The sequence below is a fragment of the Pseudomonas sp. EpS/L25 genome (genome assembly GCF_001512295.1).
Classification (GTDB): Bacteria; Pseudomonadota; Gammaproteobacteria; order Pseudomonadales; family Pseudomonadaceae; genus Chryseomonas.
On sequence record NZ_LNUP01000014.1, the window covers coordinates 259286 to 276557 of the forward strand.

The following is a 17272-nucleotide window of genomic DNA, read 5'->3' on the forward strand; positions in this document are numbered from 1 at the left end:
AAGACCTGCCATTGTAGACCCGCCGCCGGGGATTTGATCCCCGCCCGCGGCCGGGCGGGGGATATGGGCCATGTCGGAAAAGTGCCTGGGCTCGCTCGGCGGCTTTTCAGACAAGCCCTGGCGCTTACAGATGAGCCTCGGCGTATTCGGCGAGGACGGAACGTGGCACGCCCTGCAGGGTGATGTGCACGCCATGGTTGAAACCCTTGAAGCGCTCGGAAAGGTAGGTGAGGCCCGAGCTGGTGGCCGAGAGGTAGGGGGTGTCGATCTGCGCCAGGTTGCCCAGGCAGATCACCTTGGAGCCGCTGCCGGCACGGGTGATGATGGTCTTCATCTGGTGCGGGGTGAGGTTCTGGCACTCGTCGATGAGGATGAGGCTCTGCTGGAAGCTGCGGCCGCGGATGTAGTTCAGGGATTTGAACTGCAGCGGCACCTTGCTGAGGATGTAGTCCACGCTGCCGTGGGGGTTGTGATCATCCATGTGCAGGGCTTCGAGGTTGTCGGTGATGGCGCCCAGCCAAGGCTCCATCTTCTCGGCCTCGGTGCCGGGCAGGAAGCCGATGTCCTCGTCCAGCCCCTGGACGCTGCGGGTGGCGATGATGCGGCGGTATCTCTTGGTGACCATGGTCTGCTCGATGGCCGCGGCGAGCGCCAGGATGGTCTTGCCCGAACCGGCAGCGCCGGTGAGGTTGACCAGGTGGATATCCGGCTCCAGCAGGGCGAACAGCGCCAGCGCCTGGTAGATGTCGCGTGGCTTGAGGCCCCAGGCTTCCTGGTGCATCAGCGGCTCCTGGTGCATGTCGAGCAGGATCACCTCGCCGTCGCGCACCGCCTTGACCCAGCCGACGAAGCCCTGCTCGTCGAGCACGAAGTCGTTGACGTTGAAGGGCGGCAACTCGGCGGAGAGCTGGACGCGATGCCAGACCCGGCCCAGCTCCTGACGGCTTTCGACCTTGCTGACGTTGTCCCAGAAGGACCCAGGAATGTTGTGGTAACCCTGGGAGAGCAGGGAAACGTCGTCGAGCAGTTGGTCGGTCTGGTAGTCCTCCGCCGCGATACCGCAGCCACGCGCCTTGAGGCGCATGTTGATGTCCTTGGTGACCAGCACCACCCGCTCCTGGGGATGCTGGGTACGCAATTCGACGAGTTGGTTGATGATGCGGTTGTCGTTGATGTCGTCGGGCAGGCAGGCCATGGGCCCGGCGCGCCGCCCCATGAGAATGGACAGGCGGCCCTTGGCCTCGCCCTTGCCGCGGGGAATGGGTACGCCCCGCTCGACGTCCTCGGGCGAGGATTCGGCCAGGATACTATCGATCAGGCGGATCGCCTGTCGGCACTCGGCGGCGACGTTGTGCTTGCCGGTCTTGAGCTTGTCGAGTTCCTCCAGGACCGTCATGGGGATGGCGACGTGGTGCTCCTCGAAGTTGAGCAGCGCGTTCGGGTCGTGGATCAGTACGTTGGTGTCGAGCACATAGAGGGTGGGCTGGGTGGGGCGGGAACGTCCGTGATCATCCATACTCGGTCACCTCGTCAGAAACGCTTGACTCGCAAGCCAGTCGACGGAGCGCCAGGCGGCGCTCCGCGGCGAAAGGTGCCGTCGCTCCAGCAACGGGTTCACGGACCGGCCAACATGAGGGCACGGGACCCGAGAGATGCGACGGACACTTCGGTAATAACGCAAAAGACCTTGGGCACAAAAGCTTTTTTTTGGCCGCACCCGTTTTTTCACCATCCGGTGGGGATAGTCGACCAGGCGGGCAACGTCGCCGCATGCCCGAGGTCGATATCTATCGATGCCATCGGCAAGGCAGGCTGGAGTAGCGCCTGGCAGGCCTCTAGAATGGCGCCTCGCCAAGAGGAGCCACGCCGATGTTGATGGTGATTTCGCCCGCCAAGACGCTGGACTACGACACCCCGCCCCACACGTCCCGCCATACCCTGCCGCAGCACCTGGAGCACGCCGGCGAGCTGATCGAGGAACTGCGCGCCCTGACGCCAGGGGATGTCGCCAAGCTCATGGGCGTTTCCGATAGGATCGCGGCCCTCAACGTCGCCCGCTTCGGCAGCTGGACACCCGAATTCACCCCGGAGAACGCCAAGCAGGCCATCCTGGCCTTCAAGGGTGACGTCTACACCGGCCTGGCCGCGGACGACTTCGAGGATGACGATTTCGACTTCGCCCAAGGCCACCTGCGCATGCTTTCCGGACTCTACGGCCTGCTGCGTCCCCTGGACCTGATGCAGCCCTACCGCCTGGAGATGGGCAGCAAGTTCGCCAACGCCCGCGGCAAGGACCTCTACGCCTTCTGGGGCGAGCGCATCAGCGAGTGGCTCAACGCGGACCTGGCGGCCCAGGGCGATGACGTCCTGCTCAACCTGGCGTCGAACGAATACTTCAGCGCCGTGCGTCGGCGCCAGTTGCAGGCCCGAGTGGTCGATGTGGACTTCCGCGATCTCAAGAACGGCGACTACAAGATCATCAGTTTCTACGCCAAGAAGGCCCGCGGCCTGATGGCGAGGTACGTCATCAAAAGACGTATCACCCAGGTGGCTGACCTCCGTGACTTCGCCGAGCAGGGCTATGCCTACTCCGAGGAGCGTTCCACGGCCGACAAACTGGTTTTTCTGCGTGATGAGCCTGCGGAATAGCCCTTAGAATCGACGGATGACCGCGCGAACCCGGTCTTGCGCCCCAGAACTGGCGAAGAGCTCACATTCGGTGGTCTGCTTCCGTGAAAGACTGTCATCTCCCTCCAATAAAAAGGTTGCAGCGTAGCGACGGGGTCTTTCGGGCGAGAAAACTTGTCGGAACTCTCAAAACCGTCGTTATTCCGGAAAAAGGAAACTTCGCTGAGAACCACTTTCGTTTGATTCTGTCTTTGTCTGGTCCTTGCCACAGGCCGTGATGGCCACTGGCGATCAGTCCGCATTGTTCATCTGTACCGCCACGGCTTCCGGGCGGTTGACCTTTCGAAGCACGGACGCTTCGTCCCGACCTTAGGGACAGCGGCCACAAATCAGCAGACGCTGAAGGAGTAACGCCCATGATTCCCGTCATCCTGTCCGGTGGTAGCGGCTCGCGACTCTGGCCCCTCTCGCGCAAGCTCTACCCCAAGCAGTTCCTGGCCCTGACCAGCGAACAGACCATGTTCCAGGAGACCATCAATCGCCTGGGCTGCGAGGGCAGCATCGATTGCCCCATCATCGTCTGCAACGCCGAACACCGTTACCTGGTGGAAGAGCAGCTCAAGGCCGTCGAGTGCAAGCCCCAGGCGCTGATCATGGAGCCCTTCGGCCGTAACACCGCGCCGGCCGTGGCCATCGCTGCCATGCAACTGGTCGCCGACGGCAAGGATGATCTGATGCTGGTGCTGCCCGCCGATCATGTGATCGAGGACGAAGCCCAGTTCAAGGCCGCCCTGCAACAGGCCGCCGCCGCGGCCGAGCGTGGCGAGATGGTGCTGTTCGGCATCCCCGCCACCGCGCCCGAGACCGGCTACGGCTACATCAAGACCGGCACCAACGACGGCCTGCCCGAGGGCGTGGCGCGTGTCGAACGCTTCGTCGAGAAGCCCGATGCCGTCACCGCCACCGAATACGTGGCCTCCGGCGACTACTGCTGGAACAGCGGTATCTTCCTGTTCCGCGCCAGCCGTTTCCTGGAAGAGCTGAAGAAGCACGACACCGACATCTACGACACCTGCCTGCTGGCGCTGGAGCGCAGCAGTATCGACGGCATCAACATCAGCATCGATTCCGCCACCTTCGCCGTCTGCCCGGACAACTCCATCGACTACGCCGTGATGGAAAAGACCACCCGCGCCTGCGTGGTGCCCATGAGCGCCGGCTGGAGCGACGTCGGTTCCTGGTCCGCGCTGTGGGACGTCCATGCCAAGGACAGCAACGGCAACGTGCTCAAGGGCGATGTCGTCCTGCACGACAGCCGCAACTGCCTGGTGCACGGCAACGGCAAGCTGGTGACCCTGGTCGGCCTGGATGACGTGGTCGTGGTGGAAACCAAGGACGCGGTCATGATCGCCCACAAGGACAAGGTCCAGGACGTCAAGAAGCTGGTCAACGCCCTCGAGAAGCAGAATCGCAACGAGGTCAAGGCGCACCAGGAAGTCTTCCGTCCCTGGGGCTCCTACGACTCCATCGACATGGGCCAGCGCTTCCAGGTCAAGCGCATCACCGTCAAGCCGGGCGCCCAGCTGTCGCTGCAGATGCACCACCACCGTGCCGAGCACTGGATCGTGGTGTCGGGTACCGCCGAGGTCACCTGTGACGACAAGGTCTTCCTGTTGACCGAAAACCAGTCCACCTACCTGCCGATGACCTCCGTGCACCGCCTGGCCAATCCCGGCAAGGTACCGCTGGAGCTGATCGAAGTGCAGTCCGGTGGCTACCTGGGCGAAGACGACATCGTCCGCTTCGAGGACATCTACGGCCGCGTCGACACCCAGGCCCTGGAAGTCGCCAAGGCAGGCAAGGCCTCCACGCGCTAAGTCTCGTCGAGAGCTACAAACAGACACCGGCCCAGGCCGGTGTCTGCGTTTTCGGCAGCCGCTCGGTAAAACCGGTTAGGCTTGTCGTTTCCCCTTTCGCCATCGGATTCTTCTGCATGACCTCCCCCACCCTGCTCCGCCTCGATCAACTGGATGAAGCCCTGGCTACCTACGACGGTTTCATCCTCGACCTCTGGGGCGTGCTGATCGACGGCTACGAGACCTTTCCCGGCGCTCGGGCCTGGCTGGAGCGTCGCGCGGGGGAAGGCAAACCGGTCTGGTTCCTCAGCAACGCCTCGCGCGATGCCGCGGGCATGGCCGAAGAGCTGGGCAAACTGGGTGTACCGCGCGAACTCTTCGCCGGCATCACCACTTCGGGTCAACTGGCCATAGACGCCTTCCTGCAAGACCCCCGGTTCCGCGAGGGCGGCATCTACCTGTCCGGCCCCGGAACCGGCCAGGTAGGCTGGCCGGAGGAGATCCGCGCGCGTTTCGTCGAGGATATCGCCCAGGCCGCCATCATCCTGGGCGTCGGCAGCTTTCCGGAAGACGAGCTGGAAGCCCGCTTCGCGCCCCTGGCTGGAGCGCTGGACAAGCCTTTTCTCTGCGCCAACCCGGATCGCAACGTGGTCTCCGGGGGTCTACCCTTCTACGCGGCCGGCAAGCTGGCCGATCGCTTCGTCGAACTGGGCGGCGCGGTGACCTGGTACGGCAAGCCTGATCCCTATGCCTATCGTTGTGCGGCGCAGGAGCTGCGCGAGCGAGGCGCCAGCCGCCTGCTGTTCGTCGGCGATTCCCTGGTGACCGACGTTCCGGGCGCGGCCGCCGCGGAAATCGATTGCCTCTGGCTAGCCGCTACCGGGATCCACCGCGAAGCCCTGGGACTGGCGTTCAATCAGGAGCCCTGCCGCGAGGGACTCGAAGCCCTGCTGAGCCAGCATCCCGAGCGTCCGCGCTTCGCGGCGGCCGGCCTGGCCTAAATTTTTTCGCACGCCGAGGTATCGATGAGCAAGAAGCACGTACTGGTCTTCAACCGCCTACCCGAAACGCTGGTGGAACGCCTGCGCGAACACTTCACCGTCGAGGTGCTTCCCGTCAGCGCCAATCTCGACCTCTTCGCTGCCACCGCCGCCAAGGCCCAGGGCCTGATCGGCGCCAGTCGCAAGTTAGGCGAGAAGGAACTGGCGATGGCCACCACCCTGGAAGCCGTCGCCAGCGTCTCGGTGGGTTTCGACAGCTATGACGTGGATTACCTGACCGAGCGCGGCATCCTGCTCACCAACACCCCGGACGTCCTTACCGACACCACTGCCGATCTCGGCTTCACCCTGCTGATGAGCGCCGCCCGGCGAGTGCCGGAGCTGGACGCCTTCGTCAAGGCGGGTCTCTGGCGCAAGGGCATCGGCGAAGAGCACTTCGGCACCGACATCCATGGCCGCACGCTGGGCATCGTCGGCGCCGGTCGCATCGGCGCGGCCATCGCCAAGCGCGGCCACTTCGGTTTCGACATGCCGATCCTCTATACCGCCAACAGCGCCAAGCCCGAGCTGGAAGTGCAGATGGGCGCTCAACGTCGTGAGCTGGATGACCTGCTTCGGGAAGCCGACTTCGTCTGCCTGGTGGTGCCCCTGTCGGCCGCTACCGAAGGCCTCATCGGGGCACGCGAACTGGAGCTGATGAAGTCCAGCGCCATCCTGATCAACCTGGCGCGCGGCCCGGTCATCGACGAGCCGGCGCTGATCGAGGCGCTGCGCAACAGCCAGATCCGCGGCGCGGGCCTGGACGTCTATACCCGCGAGCCGCTGGAGGCCTCGCCGCTGTTCGAGCTGCCCAACGTGGTCACCCTGCCGCACATCGGCTCGGCCACCCACGAGACCCGCTATGCCATGGCCGAGCGGGCGGTGAACAACCTGATCGCCGCCCTTTCCGGCGAGCGGCCGACCGACCTGGTCAATCCCGCAGCCCTGGAACGCCGCTGATCGCCCAGCGCCGACCGGAGCCGCTGCCGCCGAGCGCCTGAACGGGCTATACTGCCGCGCCGCTCTCGGGTCGGCCGCCTTGGCCGGTGGGCCTCTCTCAGTGTGTCAGGCCACCCCTCCGATCGGGCTCCTTCGCGACCCGGTCCGTGCGACCCGAATTGCGCGCCCGTCTCCCCACCGCCCGTGGTCGAGACGCAAGAAACCGCCAAGAGGAGCGCGTACATGACCGTGATCAAGCAGGATGATCTGATCCAGAGCGTCGCCGACGCCCTGCAGTTCATCTCCTATTACCACCCCGTCGATTTCATCCAGGCCATGCACGAGGCCTATCTGCGCGAGGAGTCCGCCGCCGCGCGCGACTCCATCGCCCAGATCCTGATCAACTCGCGGATGTGCGCCACCGGCCACCGGCCGATCTGCCAGGACACCGGCATCGTCACCGTGTTCGCCAGGGTCGGCATGGACGTGCGCTGGGACGGCGCCACCCTGAGCCTGGACGAGATGATCAACGAAGGCGTGCGCCGCGCCTACAACCTGCCGGAAAACGTCCTGCGCGCCTCGATCCTGGCCGACCCGGCCGGTGCTCGCAAGAACACCAAGGACAACACCCCGGCGGTGATCCACTATCAGATCGTCCCCGGCAATACCGTGGAGATCGACGTCGCGGCCAAGGGCGGCGGTTCCGAGAACAAGTCGAAGATGGCCATGCTCAACCCGTCCGACTCCATCGTCGACTGGGTGCTCAAGACCGTGCCGACCATGGGCGCCGGCTGGTGCCCGCCGGGCATGCTGGGCATCGGCATCGGCGGTACCGCCGAGAAGGCCGCGGTGCTGGCCAAGGAAGCGCTGATGGACGAGATCGACATCCATGAGCTGAAGGCCCGCGGTCCGCAGAATCGTCTGGAAGAGCTGCGCCTGGAGATCTTCGACAAGGTCAACCAGCTGGGCATCGGTGCCCAGGGCCTGGGCGGCCTGACCACGGTACTGGACGTCAAGATCAAGGACTACCCGACCCATGCCGCCTCCCTGCCGGTGTGCATGATCCCCAACTGCGCCGCCACCCGCCACGCCCACTTCGTGCTGGACGGCTCAGGCCCCGCCGCGCTGGAGGCCCCGCCGCTGGATGCCTATCCGGAAATCGTCTGGGAAGCCGGCCCGAGCGCCCGTCGCGTCGACCTCGACACCCTGACCCCGGAAGAGGTGCAGAGCTGGCAGCCGGGCGAGACCGTGCTGCTCAACGGCAAGATGCTCACCGGTCGCGACGCCGCCCACAAGCGCATGGTCGACATGCTCAACAAGGGCGAGCCGCTGCCGGTGGACCTCAAGGGTCGCTTCATCTATTACGTCGGCCCGGTCGATCCGGTGGGCGACGAGGTGGTTGGTCCGGCCGGCCCGACCACCGCGACCCGCATGGACAAGTTCACCCGCCAGATCCTCGACCAGACCGGCCTGCTGGGCATGATCGGCAAGTCCGAGCGTGGCCCCATCGCCATCGAGGCGATCAAGGACTACAAGGCGGTCTATCTGATGGCCGTCGGCGGCGCCGCCTACCTGGTGGCCCAGGCCATCAAGGGCGCCAAGGTCCTGGCCTTCCCGGAACTGGGGATGGAAGCCATCTACGAGTTCGAGGTGAAGGACATGCCGGTGACCGTGGCGGTGGACACCCGCGGCGAGTCGGTGCATATCACCGGACCTCAGGTGTGGCAGAAGAAGATTGCCGACAGCCTGGCCGTCGAGATCTAGGCGCCAGTCGCGGTAGAAAAGCCCAGCCCCGTGCTGGGCTTTTTCATCGGGCGCGCATCCGTCAGCCGGCGGGAGCACTGCCGATTGGCAGGGGTCGCATAGAGACCATCCCTGACCCCGGAGCCCCCATGCCCACCCTTCCCAGTGATTCCGTCTGCAGCCTCGCCCCCGTCTTCGCCATCCAGCCCGATCAAGTCGAGGCCTTCAAGCGCCTGGGTGAGGCCATGCTGCAACGCACCCGCAACGAACCCGGCTGTCTCTACTACGGTTTCTGCTACGACGGCGCCACGGCGCGCTGCCGCGAAGGCTATCGTGATGCCCAGGCACTGCTCGACCACTTGGACAACGTCGGCGATCTCTTGAAGCAAGCCCAGGCCATCGCCACCCTGGAACGCTTCGAGGTGTTCGGCGCGGCCGATCAGCTGGCGTTGCTGCGGGAGCCGCTGGCAGCGCTCGACGCCCGCTTCTTCGTCATGGCCGAAGGCTTCCGCCGCTAGGCTGGGGTGGTTTCTGCTGCGGCGCCAGTCGCGGCAGCAACACGGCGAGGATACGCTTGCGCGTGGGCACCACCAGCCGCTCCTGGAACAGTACGCAGAGCACCACCACCAGCAGCAGGAACAGCCAGTACCACTCGATGGAGTTGGTATAGGCCCCAGCCGCGGCGATGCAGGTTTCACGCTGACCGGCCAGGCAGGCCTTGAGATCGCCGCCGATCAGTTGCTCCAGCGTCATGTAGATGCCCGACAGGGGTACGTGCAGGGCGAACATCGACAGCGAAGCCCCTCCCAGCCGTGGGGACCAGTGGCGAAGGCGTTCGCTCGCCGGCTCCCGCGCCAGGGCGGCGAGGTACACCAGGATCAGCTGCGACGGCAGGAACAGTCCATTGTGGAAGAGGAAGTACCAGAATTTGGGCCCATGGGTGAAGAGTGCCGTGCCCAGGGCGAAGCTGAGGATCAGATAGCTCGCCAGCAGCATGCGCTGCCGCTCGGAGGGTGCCCAGCCGCGCTCGTGCTGCCGCCGGAAGATGGCGTAGAGCAGAATGCCGGCGAGGAATTCAGGCAGACGCAGCAGGGGTACCCGCTGCAGCAGGCCGGTGAAGGGCATGCCGTAGTTCTGGTGGATGATCACCAGCACCGGCGGGATCAGGTAGAGCGCCCAGACCAGCAGCAACAGCTGCCAGGGCCGCTCGCTGGTCATCAGTCGCGGCGCCAGCTTGGGAAAGGTCAGGTAGAAGAAGAACAGCGCCGAGATCGACCAGAGCGGCGCGTTGAACGTCAGGTAGTAGGGATTCCAGGCCTGCAGCATGAACAGTTGCAGCACCGCATTGAAGGCCAGCTCGCCATCGCTCATGAAGTGCTGGAACAGCTCGGGATTGGTGCGCGCCAGGGGCTCGTTGGTATCGAATACCACGAAGCGGATGCTCGCCGTCGCCGCACCCGGCGGGATGCCCAGGCTGCCGATCCAGGTCACCACGGCCATCGCCAGCAGCAGGGCGAAGATATGGATCGGATAGAGGTTGGCGAAACGCTTGGTCCAGAAGCTGCGTGCGGGTTCGCGCAGACTGCCGCGGCCACAGTAGACGTGGGCGAGCAGGAAGCCGGAGAGCACGAAGAAGGTGCTGGTGGCGAAGAAGCCCATGCTGGTGATTTCATCCAGCAGGGGGATGGTCTTGCGCTCGGGATAGAAATGGATGGTGTGGTAGACCACCACATAGAAACCCATCAGGAACCTGAGCCACTCCAGACCGATGAAGCGGTGTTTATCTAAAGTCTGCACTAAGGCGTTACTCGTCTGGCCTCGTCCGCTGGACGATGGATCCGGCCAACGGCGCCGGACCGGTTATGTTACCCGCACCTGGTCCCTCGAGGCTGCTAACCGCGCCCCAGTACACCGATCACCAACCGATCCAACGAACCCCACAGCCACTCGCGGGCGCGCAACCACCAGGGCCGACTGCGCCAGAAGTCGAGGGTGATCTCCCGGCTCTGGGCGAAATCCTTGACGAAGCTGGCCGCGACGGCCTGGCTGAGCCCCCGGTCTACGGCTTCGACATTGGCTTCCAGGTTGAATCTCAGGTTCCAGTGATCGAAATTGCAGGAACCGACACTCACCCAGTGATCCACCAGCACCATCTTGGCGTGGATGAAACGCGGCTGGTACTCGTAGATGCGCACGCCGGCGCGCAGCAGGCTGCGGTAATAGCGTTGCCCGGCGAAGCGCACCGGCGGATTGTCGGTGTGGCGTCCGGTGAGCAGCAGGCGCACGTCGACACCGCGGCGGGCCGCGCGACGCAACGCCCAACGCACGCGCCAGGTCGGCAGGAAATAGGGGGTGGCGAACCAGATCCGCTCGCGACCGCCCACCAGGGCGCGGATCAGCGCCTGCAGGATGTCGCGGTGCTGGCGCGCGTCGGCATAGGCGACCCGGCCTTGCCCTTCCTGGGCAACGGGCGGCGGGGGTGGTCGCTCCCGCCCCCGACGGGCACGCGGCTTCCAGGCGCGGCGGCGGCGGACCGCCTCCCACTGGCGCTCGAACAGGGCCAGCCAGTCGTCCACCAGCGGTCCCTGGATACGTACCATGACCTCGTGCCAATTGCAGTCGCTCTGTTCCGGGTCCCAGAAGTCGTCGGTCGCTCCGCTGCCGCCGACGAACGCCTCGTGGCCGTCGACGATGAAGATCTTGCGGTGATCCCGGTGCAGGTTGTGCAGGCCGTGAAGGAAACGCACCGGATTGAACAGCCGGATCTCGGCACCCGCCGCTTCCAGTTCACGGCGCAACCTGGCATCCATCTTCAGGGTACCGAAGCCATCGAACAGGCAACGCACCCGGACGCCTCGCCCTGCGGCCTCGGTCAGGGCCACGAGCAGTCGCTCGGCGCAGCTGCCGGCCTCCACCAGATAGAGTTCGATGTCGATCTGGCGCTGGGCGCCGGCGATGGCCGCGAGCATGGCCGGAAAGAACCGCCCACCGTCCACCAGCAATTCGAATTGGTTGTTTTCCCGCCATGGAAAGACGGCGCCCCGCATGCTTCCTACTCCGTGCCGATGGCCCGAGCATAAGAAGGCGCTGCCGCCGGTTCGTTCACTGGCATTCGGCGCCTGACGGGCCAGCATCCGCGCGTGAAAGGTCTAGCCCGGGTGCGCCCCGCCTGCCCGCGTCCTACGACTGACGGACGGACAGCACGGCGTGCAGCGTGGCTGGACTTTAGAGCGTGGGTTCGGGGCGGCGAGCGGTCCAGTCGACCTGCTGCGGGAAGCGGCCGGTCACCTCGGCGCTGAGCGGCCGGGAGACCAGGAAGCCCTGCATGATCTCGCAGCCGTGATCGATCAGCCAATCCCGTTGTTCCAGGGTCTCCACGCCCTCCGCGATCACCTCGAGATCGAGGTTGCGGCCCAGTTCGAGGATGGTGCTGACGATGGCCGCATCGCGGGAGGAATCCAGCATGTTGGCGATGAACAGCTGGTCGATCTTCAGCGTATCCAGTTCGAAGTGGCGCAGGTACGCAAGAGAGGAGTAACCGGTGCCGAAGTCGTCCACGGCGATGCGTACGCCCAGTGCACGCAGTTGCGACAGCTGCGCCCGGGTGTAGTCGATGTCGTGCATCAACGCGGATTCGGTCACCTCGATCTCCATCTGCTCGGGTCGCAGGTGATGGGTCTCGATGATCTGGCGCAGGCTTTCCGCCAATTGCGGCATGCCGAATTGCACCGGGCTCAGGTTGATGCTCAGCAACAGTTCCTCGCCATAGATCTCCTGCAGGGACTGCAACTTGGTGGCGCCCTCGCGGAAGATCCAGTCGCCGATGCGGTTGATCAGGCGGGTCTCCTCCAGCAGCGGGATGAAGACGCTAGGGGAGACCTTGCCGGCCACGGTGTGCTCCCAACGCAGCAGCGCCTCGAAGCCACGCAGGCGACCGTCGCGCAGATAGACCTGCGGCTGGTAGGCGAGCACGAAGTCCTTGTTGTCGATGGCGTTGCGCACGCTCTCTTCGAGCATCAGCCGCGAGCGGGCACGGCCGTTCATCTCCGGCGAAAAGAAACGGTATTGCTGGCGCCCGCCGCGCTTGGCCTCGTACATGGCGATGTCGGCGGATCTCAGCAGGCCGTCGACGGTGTGGCCGCAGTCGGGATAGCTGGCGATGCCGATGCTGGCGCCCAGGCTGACCTCCATGCCGTCGATGCGATGCACCGTGGCCAGCAGCTCCAGCAACTTCTCGGCGACCCGGGCGGCATCCTCGGGATGCTCCAGGGAATCGAGCAGCGCGGTGAATTCGTCGCCGCCCATGCGCGCCAGGATGTCGTAGGGTCTCATGCAGCTCTTGAGCTGCTCGGCAACGATGCACAGCACCCGATCCCCCGCCTCGTGGCCGAGGGAATCGTTGATGCGCTTGAAGCCGTCGAGGTCGATGTAGAGCACCGCCATGCGCTTGCCGTTGCGCCCGGTCCGCGCCAGCGCCGCTTCCAGCGTCTGGTTGAAGCCACGCCGGTTGAGCAGCCCGGTCAAGGCATCGGTGACGGCCTGGGATTCCAGTTGCTCCTGCAGCTCGCGCATGCGGGACATGTCCAGCGCGATGATCACCATGGCGCGCTGCATGCGTGGCAATGGCGCGCAGGAGAGCGCCACCGGCAGGCTGTCGCCGCGGCTGGTGCGCAGCCGGGCATCGTGCAGGCGATAGGTCTCGCGGCGGTCGTAATGCTCCATGAAGGGCGAAGTCTGCCAGTCGTCCAGGCCGCTGCCGCCTTCGAGGAAATCGAGGAAGTTGGCATGTACCAGGTCGCTGACGCTGCACCTGAGCATCCGCGCGATGGCGGCATTGGCGAAGGTCACCCGGCCTTGCTCGTTGACGGTGAGGATGCCCTCGGCGGCGTTGTCCAGCAGGGAATCGCTGAAGGACTTGGCCAACTCCAGCTGCTGGGTGGCCTGCAGCAGTTCGCGGCGATTGCGCTCGTGATCGAGCAGCGAGCGCACCTTGTGCCTGAGGATGTTGGGATCGACCGGCTTGAGCAGATAGTCCACCGCGCCGGTCGCATAGCCGCGCAGCACGGATTCGTAGGAATGGGCTTCGGCGGAGACGAAGATGATCGGGGTGAAGCGGGTGCGCAGGTTGCTGCGCATGATGCGCGCCACCTCGAAGCCGTCCATGATCGGCATCTGGACGTCGAGCAGCACCAGGTCCACGGTTTCATCCAGCAGGTACTGCAGGGCGCGTTCACCCGAGGCCGCGGTGATCACCCGCCAGTTTCCAACCTCCAGCACGGCCTGCATGGCAAGCAGGTTCTCCATGCGGTCGTCCACCACCAGCAATACCGGGCCTTGCTCTGTCTGCGGCAACGGGCACTCCATCAACCTCTTCTCCCCGCGGCCCTGGGCCGCCATGCAGCAGCCAAGGCGGCTGACTATCCCTTCCCGTCGTGACCGTTATACGAAGCGTCTGTTCAACCTTACTAGGGTAGCAGCCAGACTGACGTCTGCCCTCTGCCGATCGGCAGAAGGGACCCTTCGCGACGTGGATCAGAACGCAAAATGAAAAAGCAGTTTCCACCCCGACTGGCGAAGGGGCGGAAACTGCTGGTCAGGGACGACGGACGGTCGTTACTGGGCGGGGGGTCCAGTGGCGCCCGGCAGGGCGCGCAGGTTGACCTCGACGCGGCGATTCTGTGCCCGGCCATCGGCGGTGGCGTTGCTGGCGATGGGATTGTCCGGGCCTGCGCCGCGGGTACTCAGGCGCGCTGCCGGTACGCCCTGGGCGGTCAGGTAGTTGGCCACGGCCTGGGCACGGCGTTGCGACAGGTCCATGTTGTGCGCGCGACTGCCGGTGCTGTCGGTGTAGCCGACGATCTCGATGCTGTTCTGGTCGAATTGCTTGAAGGAATTGGCCAGATCGTTGAGCGGCTTGTAGAAGCTGCCGGCGATGTCCGACGAATCGGTGGCGAAGGTGATGTTGCCGGGCATGATCAGCTTGATGTCGTCACCCTGGCGCTGAACCTCGACGCCGGTGTTCTCCATCTGCTTGCGCAACTCGGCTTCCTGGCGATCGGCGTAGTAGCCATAGCCCGCTGCCGCGGCACCCACGGCGGCGGCACCGATCAGCGCCCCCTTGCCACGATGGTTGTGATCGATGGCAGCACCGGCGACCGCACCGGCCAGGGCACCCAGGCCACCGTACTTGGCGGTCTTGGAGGTGCCACCGCTGGCCTGGCCCTGGTTTTCGTAGGGGTTGGGGGATGCGCATCCGGCCAGGGTAGCCAAGGCCAGGCTGGCGAGAAGGATACGGGTGGGCAGCGCCATGTGTTTACTCCTTGGACGATCGCGGCGGACTGAGCCGCACCTTGAATTCTAGCCGTCTGATCTGAATCGCGACTGAACGAAGCGGCAACCCCTGACACCTCTGGCGATAGCGCCACTCTAAGCCGGTGATAGTCAGAAACGAAGATAGATAGCTTGCATATCGATTTTTTGCGATCTAAGGTTCGTGGCAACCCGATATGACGATACCTCCGTGATGGACGACATCCTCAAGGCCCTGGCCAATCCCCTGCGTCGACAGATCCTCAGCTGGCTGCGCGAGCCCGCGCGGTATTTCCCGCACCAGGAGCACGACTTGGGCGTAGGCGTGTGCGCTGGCCAGATCGAGGCGCGGGTGGGGCTTTCGCAATCCACGGTGTCGGCGCACCTGGCGGTACTGGCGCGGGCCGGACTGGTCAGCACGCGGCGGGTCGGTCAATGGGTGTTCTACCAACGCGACGAGGCGGCCATCCAGGCCTTCCTGCAACACCTCGCTCGCGATCTCTAGTCTGTGCAAGGAACCGTCATGCCCGCTTCTCTCATCGTGCTGGCGCTGAGCGCTTTCGCCATCGGCACCACCGAATTCGTCATCATGGGCCTGTTGCCCAACGTCGCCGCCGACCTGGGTGTCTCCATCCCCAGCGCCGGCTGGCTGGTCACCGGCTATGCCCTGGGCGTGGCCGTCGGCGCGCCCTTCATGGCGCTGGCCACGGCGCATTGGCCGCGCAAGCGCGCCCTGCTCGCGCTGATGGGCATCTTCATCGTCGGCAACCTGCTCTGCACGGTGGCAACCGGCTACAACATGTTGATGCTGGCGCGGGTGGTCACCGCCCTCTGCCACGGTGCCTTCTTCGGCATCGGTGCCGTGGTGGCGGCAAGCCTGGTTCCGGAAAATCGTCGCGCTTCGGCGGTCGCCCTGATGTTCACCGGCCTGACCCTGGCCAATGTGCTGGGTGTGCCCCTGGGTACCGCCCTGGGTCAGGCCGCCGGCTGGCGCTCGACCTTCTGGGCCGTGGTGGCCATCGGTGTAATAGCGCTGATCGGCCTCTGGCGCGTGCTGCCCGCCGACCGTAACCAGACCCGTGCCGACCTGCGCCGCGAACTGCTCGCCCTGCGTGGCCTGGGCTTCTGGCTGGCGCTGTCGATGACGGTGTTCTTCGCCGCCTCCATGTTCGCCCTCTTCACCTACGTGGCACCGCTGCTGCAGGAAGTCACCGGCGTCTCGCCCCGTGGCGTGACCGGCACCCTGCTGCTGATCGGCCTGGGCCTGACCCTGGGCAACTTCATCGGCGGGCGGCTGGCCGATTGGCGCCTGGCTACCAGTCTGGTAGGCATCTTCGTCGCCCTGGCGCTGACCTCCGCCGCCCTACGCTGGACCGGCCAGGCCTTCCTGCCGGCCGAGATCACCCTCTTCCTCTGGGCCGCGGCCGCCTTCGCCGCCGTACCGGCCCTGCAGATCAACGTGGTCACCTTCGGCAAGGACGCGCCGAACCTGGTTTCGACCCTCAACATCGGCGCCTTCAACGTGGGCAACGCCCTCGGCGCCTGGGTCGGCGGCCTGGTCATCGACCACGGCCTGGGTCTCACCGCGGTACCCCTCGCCGCCAGCGGGCTCGCCCTGCTGGCCCTCATCGCCACCCTGCTGACCGCCAACCAGGCCCGCAAGAGCGGCCTGGCCACCGCCAGCTAACCAAGAGAGCTAGCCATGACTCAGCTGTTCGACCCGATCAAGATCGGCGCCCTGGAACTGCCCAACCGCGTCATCATGGCGCCCCTCACCCGCTGCCGTGCCGAACCGGGCCGGGTCCCGGGCGATCTCATGGTCGAGTACTACGTGCAACGCGCCTCCGCCGGCCTGATCATCACCGAGGCCACCTCGGTGGACCCCATGGGCGTCGGCTATCCCGACACCCCCGGCATCTGGTCCGAGGAACAGGTCGCCGGCTGGCAACGCGTGACCGGCGCCGTGCACAAGGCCGGTGGCCGCATCGTGCTGCAACTCTGGCACGTGGGCCGCATCTCCGATCCCAGCTACCTGGACGGTGAACTGCCAGTCGCACCGAGCGCCATCGCCGCCCAGGGCCATGTCAGCCTGCTGCGACCCAAGCGTGACTACGTCACCCCGCGCGCGCTGGAAACCGCCGAGATCCCTGGCATCGTTGCCGCCTATCGCCGTGGTGCGGAGAACGCCAAGCGCGCGGGTTTCGATGGCGTCGAGGTGCATGGCGCCAACGGCTATCTGCTCGACCAGTTCCTGCAGAGCGACACCAACCAGCGCACCGATGCCTACGGCGGCTCCATCGAGAACCGTGCCCGCCTGCTGCTGGAGGTGACCGATGCCTGCATCGACGTCTGGGGCGCCGATCGCGTCGGCGTGCACCTGTCCACCCGCGGCGACATGCACACCATGGGCGACAGCGATCCCGCCGCCACCTTCGGCCATGTCGCTCGCGAACTGGGCCAGCGCCACGTCGCCTTCATCTGCATCCGTGAAGCGGCCGGCAGCGACAGCCTCGGACCGCAGCTCAAGGCGGCGTTCGGCGGCGTCTATATCGCCAACGAGAAGTTCGACAAGGCCCAAGCCAACGCCTGGCTGGGTGAAGGCAAGGCCGACGCCGTGGCCTTCGGCGTGCCCTTCATCGCCAACCCGGACCTGCCCCAGCGCCTGGCCGAGGATGCGCCGCTGAACGAGCCGCGCCCGGACACCTTCTATAGCAAGGGTCCCGTGGGCTACATCGACTATCCGCGGCTGTAAATTGC

The 17272-nt window shown here is 65.4% G+C and carries 13 protein-coding genes and 1 pseudogene; 9 read left to right on the top strand and 5 right to left on the bottom strand.

Annotation, left to right across the window (positions count from 1 at the left end; translation table 11 throughout):
• Nucleotides 1-124: 124 nt before the first annotated feature.
• A complete protein-coding gene (locus tag AR540_RS16120; protein WP_059230223.1) occupies nucleotides 125-1516 on the bottom strand; it encodes a PhoH family protein in 1392 nt (463 codons plus the stop codon).
• 353 nt (nucleotides 1517-1869) lie between these two features.
• On the opposite strand from AR540_RS16120, the gene yaaA reads away from it, so the two are divergent.
• From yaaA to AR540_RS16150, 6 genes are all read left to right on the top strand, one after another.
• Complete coding sequence (gene yaaA, locus AR540_RS16125; RefSeq protein ID WP_059230224.1) at nucleotides 1870-2649, top strand: peroxide stress protein YaaA; 780 nt, start codon at nucleotides 1870-1872, stop codon at nucleotides 2647-2649.
• A 395-nt stretch (nucleotides 2650-3044) separates the two neighbouring features.
• On the top strand, nucleotides 3045-4505 hold the full coding sequence (locus AR540_RS16130; protein WP_059230225.1) for a mannose-1-phosphate guanylyltransferase/mannose-6-phosphate isomerase: 1461 nt from the start codon (nucleotides 3045-3047) through the stop codon (nucleotides 4503-4505).
• 116 nt (nucleotides 4506-4621) lie between these two features.
• Nucleotides 4622-5485 (top strand): TIGR01459 family HAD-type hydrolase, encoded by an 864-nt coding sequence (locus AR540_RS16135; RefSeq protein ID WP_059230226.1) that lies wholly within the window; start codon nucleotides 4622-4624, stop codon nucleotides 5483-5485.
• Between the two features lie 24 nt (nucleotides 5486-5509).
• Nucleotides 5510-6484, top strand: a complete 975-nt coding sequence (locus AR540_RS16140) for a 2-hydroxyacid dehydrogenase (protein ID WP_059230227.1) — start codon at nucleotides 5510-5512, stop codon at nucleotides 6482-6484.
• Between the two features lie 222 nt (nucleotides 6485-6706).
• On the top strand, nucleotides 6707-8227 hold the full coding sequence (locus AR540_RS16145; RefSeq protein ID WP_059230228.1) for a fumarate hydratase: 1521 nt from the start codon (nucleotides 6707-6709) through the stop codon (nucleotides 8225-8227).
• Between the two features lie 128 nt (nucleotides 8228-8355).
• On the top strand, nucleotides 8356-8724 hold the full coding sequence (locus tag AR540_RS16150) for a putative quinol monooxygenase (RefSeq protein WP_059230229.1): 369 nt from the start codon (nucleotides 8356-8358) through the stop codon (nucleotides 8722-8724).
• Here AR540_RS16150 and AR540_RS16155 read toward each other — a convergent pair.
• The 4 genes and pseudogenes from AR540_RS16155 to AR540_RS16170 all read right to left on the bottom strand — a co-directional run bounded on the left by AR540_RS16155 (nucleotide 8699) and on the right by AR540_RS16170 (nucleotide 14535).
• Nucleotides 8699-10003, bottom strand: a complete 1305-nt coding sequence (locus AR540_RS16155) for an acyltransferase family protein (RefSeq protein WP_082707028.1) — start codon at nucleotides 10001-10003, stop codon at nucleotides 8699-8701. The genes AR540_RS16150 and AR540_RS16155 overlap by 26 nt on opposite strands.
• Before the next feature lie 95 nt (nucleotides 10004-10098).
• Nucleotides 10099-11253: a phospholipase D-like domain-containing protein gene (locus AR540_RS16160; RefSeq protein ID WP_059230231.1), complete on the bottom strand. Its 1155-nt coding sequence runs from the start codon at nucleotides 11251-11253 to the stop codon at nucleotides 10099-10101.
• 178 nt (nucleotides 11254-11431) lie between these two features.
• Nucleotides 11432-13570 carry a putative bifunctional diguanylate cyclase/phosphodiesterase gene (locus AR540_RS16165; protein WP_177339245.1) on the bottom strand — a complete coding sequence of 713 codons (2139 nt, stop codon included), beginning with the start codon at nucleotides 13568-13570 and terminating at the stop codon, nucleotides 11432-11434.
• Nucleotides 13571-13819: 249 nt separating this feature from the next.
• Nucleotides 13820-14535 (bottom strand): annotated as a pseudogene (locus AR540_RS16170) (OmpA family protein).
• Nucleotides 14536-14729: 194 nt separating this feature from the next.
• On the opposite strand from AR540_RS16170, the gene AR540_RS16175 reads away from it, so the two are divergent.
• The 3 genes from AR540_RS16175 to AR540_RS16185 are packed head-to-tail and all read left to right on the top strand — an operon-like array spanning nucleotide 14730 to nucleotide 17267.
• Nucleotides 14730-15020: an ArsR/SmtB family transcription factor gene (locus AR540_RS16175; protein ID WP_059230234.1), complete on the top strand. Its 291-nt coding sequence runs from the start codon at nucleotides 14730-14732 to the stop codon at nucleotides 15018-15020.
• A gap of 18 nt (nucleotides 15021-15038) precedes the next feature.
• A complete protein-coding gene (locus AR540_RS16180; protein ID WP_059230235.1) occupies nucleotides 15039-16202 on the top strand; it encodes an MFS transporter in 1164 nt (387 codons plus the stop codon).
• 15 nt (nucleotides 16203-16217) lie between these two features.
• Nucleotides 16218-17267, top strand: a complete 1050-nt coding sequence (locus AR540_RS16185; RefSeq protein WP_059230236.1) for an alkene reductase — start codon at nucleotides 16218-16220, stop codon at nucleotides 17265-17267.
• Nucleotides 17268-17272: the final 5 nt, after the last annotated feature.

What these genes read in the sequence shown, in the direction of transcription:
- AR540_RS16120 (WP_059230223.1), bottom strand. Translation starts at nt 1,516, where the DNA reads ATGGATGATCACGGACGTTCCCGCCCCACCCAGCCCACCCTCTATGTG.
- AR540_RS16150 (WP_059230229.1), top strand. Translation starts at nt 8,356, where the DNA reads ATGCCCACCCTTCCCAGTGATTCCGTCTGCAGCCTCGCCCCCGTCTTC.
- AR540_RS16185 (WP_059230236.1), top strand. Translation starts at nt 16,218, where the DNA reads ATGACTCAGCTGTTCGACCCGATCAAGATCGGCGCCCTGGAACTGCCC.
- AR540_RS16140 (WP_059230227.1), top strand. Translation starts at nt 5,510, where the DNA reads ATGAGCAAGAAGCACGTACTGGTCTTCAACCGCCTACCCGAAACGCTG.
- AR540_RS16160 (WP_059230231.1), bottom strand. Translation starts at nt 11,253, where the DNA reads ATGCGGGGCGCCGTCTTTCCATGGCGGGAAAACAACCAATTCGAATTG.
- AR540_RS16130 (WP_059230225.1), top strand. Translation starts at nt 3,045, where the DNA reads ATGATTCCCGTCATCCTGTCCGGTGGTAGCGGCTCGCGACTCTGGCCC.
- AR540_RS16180 (WP_059230235.1), top strand. Translation starts at nt 15,039, where the DNA reads ATGCCCGCTTCTCTCATCGTGCTGGCGCTGAGCGCTTTCGCCATCGGC.
- yaaA (WP_059230224.1), top strand. Translation starts at nt 1,870, where the DNA reads ATGTTGATGGTGATTTCGCCCGCCAAGACGCTGGACTACGACACCCCG.
- AR540_RS16175 (WP_059230234.1), top strand. Translation starts at nt 14,730, where the DNA reads ATGGACGACATCCTCAAGGCCCTGGCCAATCCCCTGCGTCGACAGATC.
- AR540_RS16165 (WP_177339245.1), bottom strand. Translation starts at nt 13,570, where the DNA reads ATGGAGTGCCCGTTGCCGCAGACAGAGCAAGGCCCGGTATTGCTGGTG.
- AR540_RS16135 (WP_059230226.1), top strand. Translation starts at nt 4,622, where the DNA reads ATGACCTCCCCCACCCTGCTCCGCCTCGATCAACTGGATGAAGCCCTG.
- AR540_RS16145 (WP_059230228.1), top strand. Translation starts at nt 6,707, where the DNA reads ATGACCGTGATCAAGCAGGATGATCTGATCCAGAGCGTCGCCGACGCC.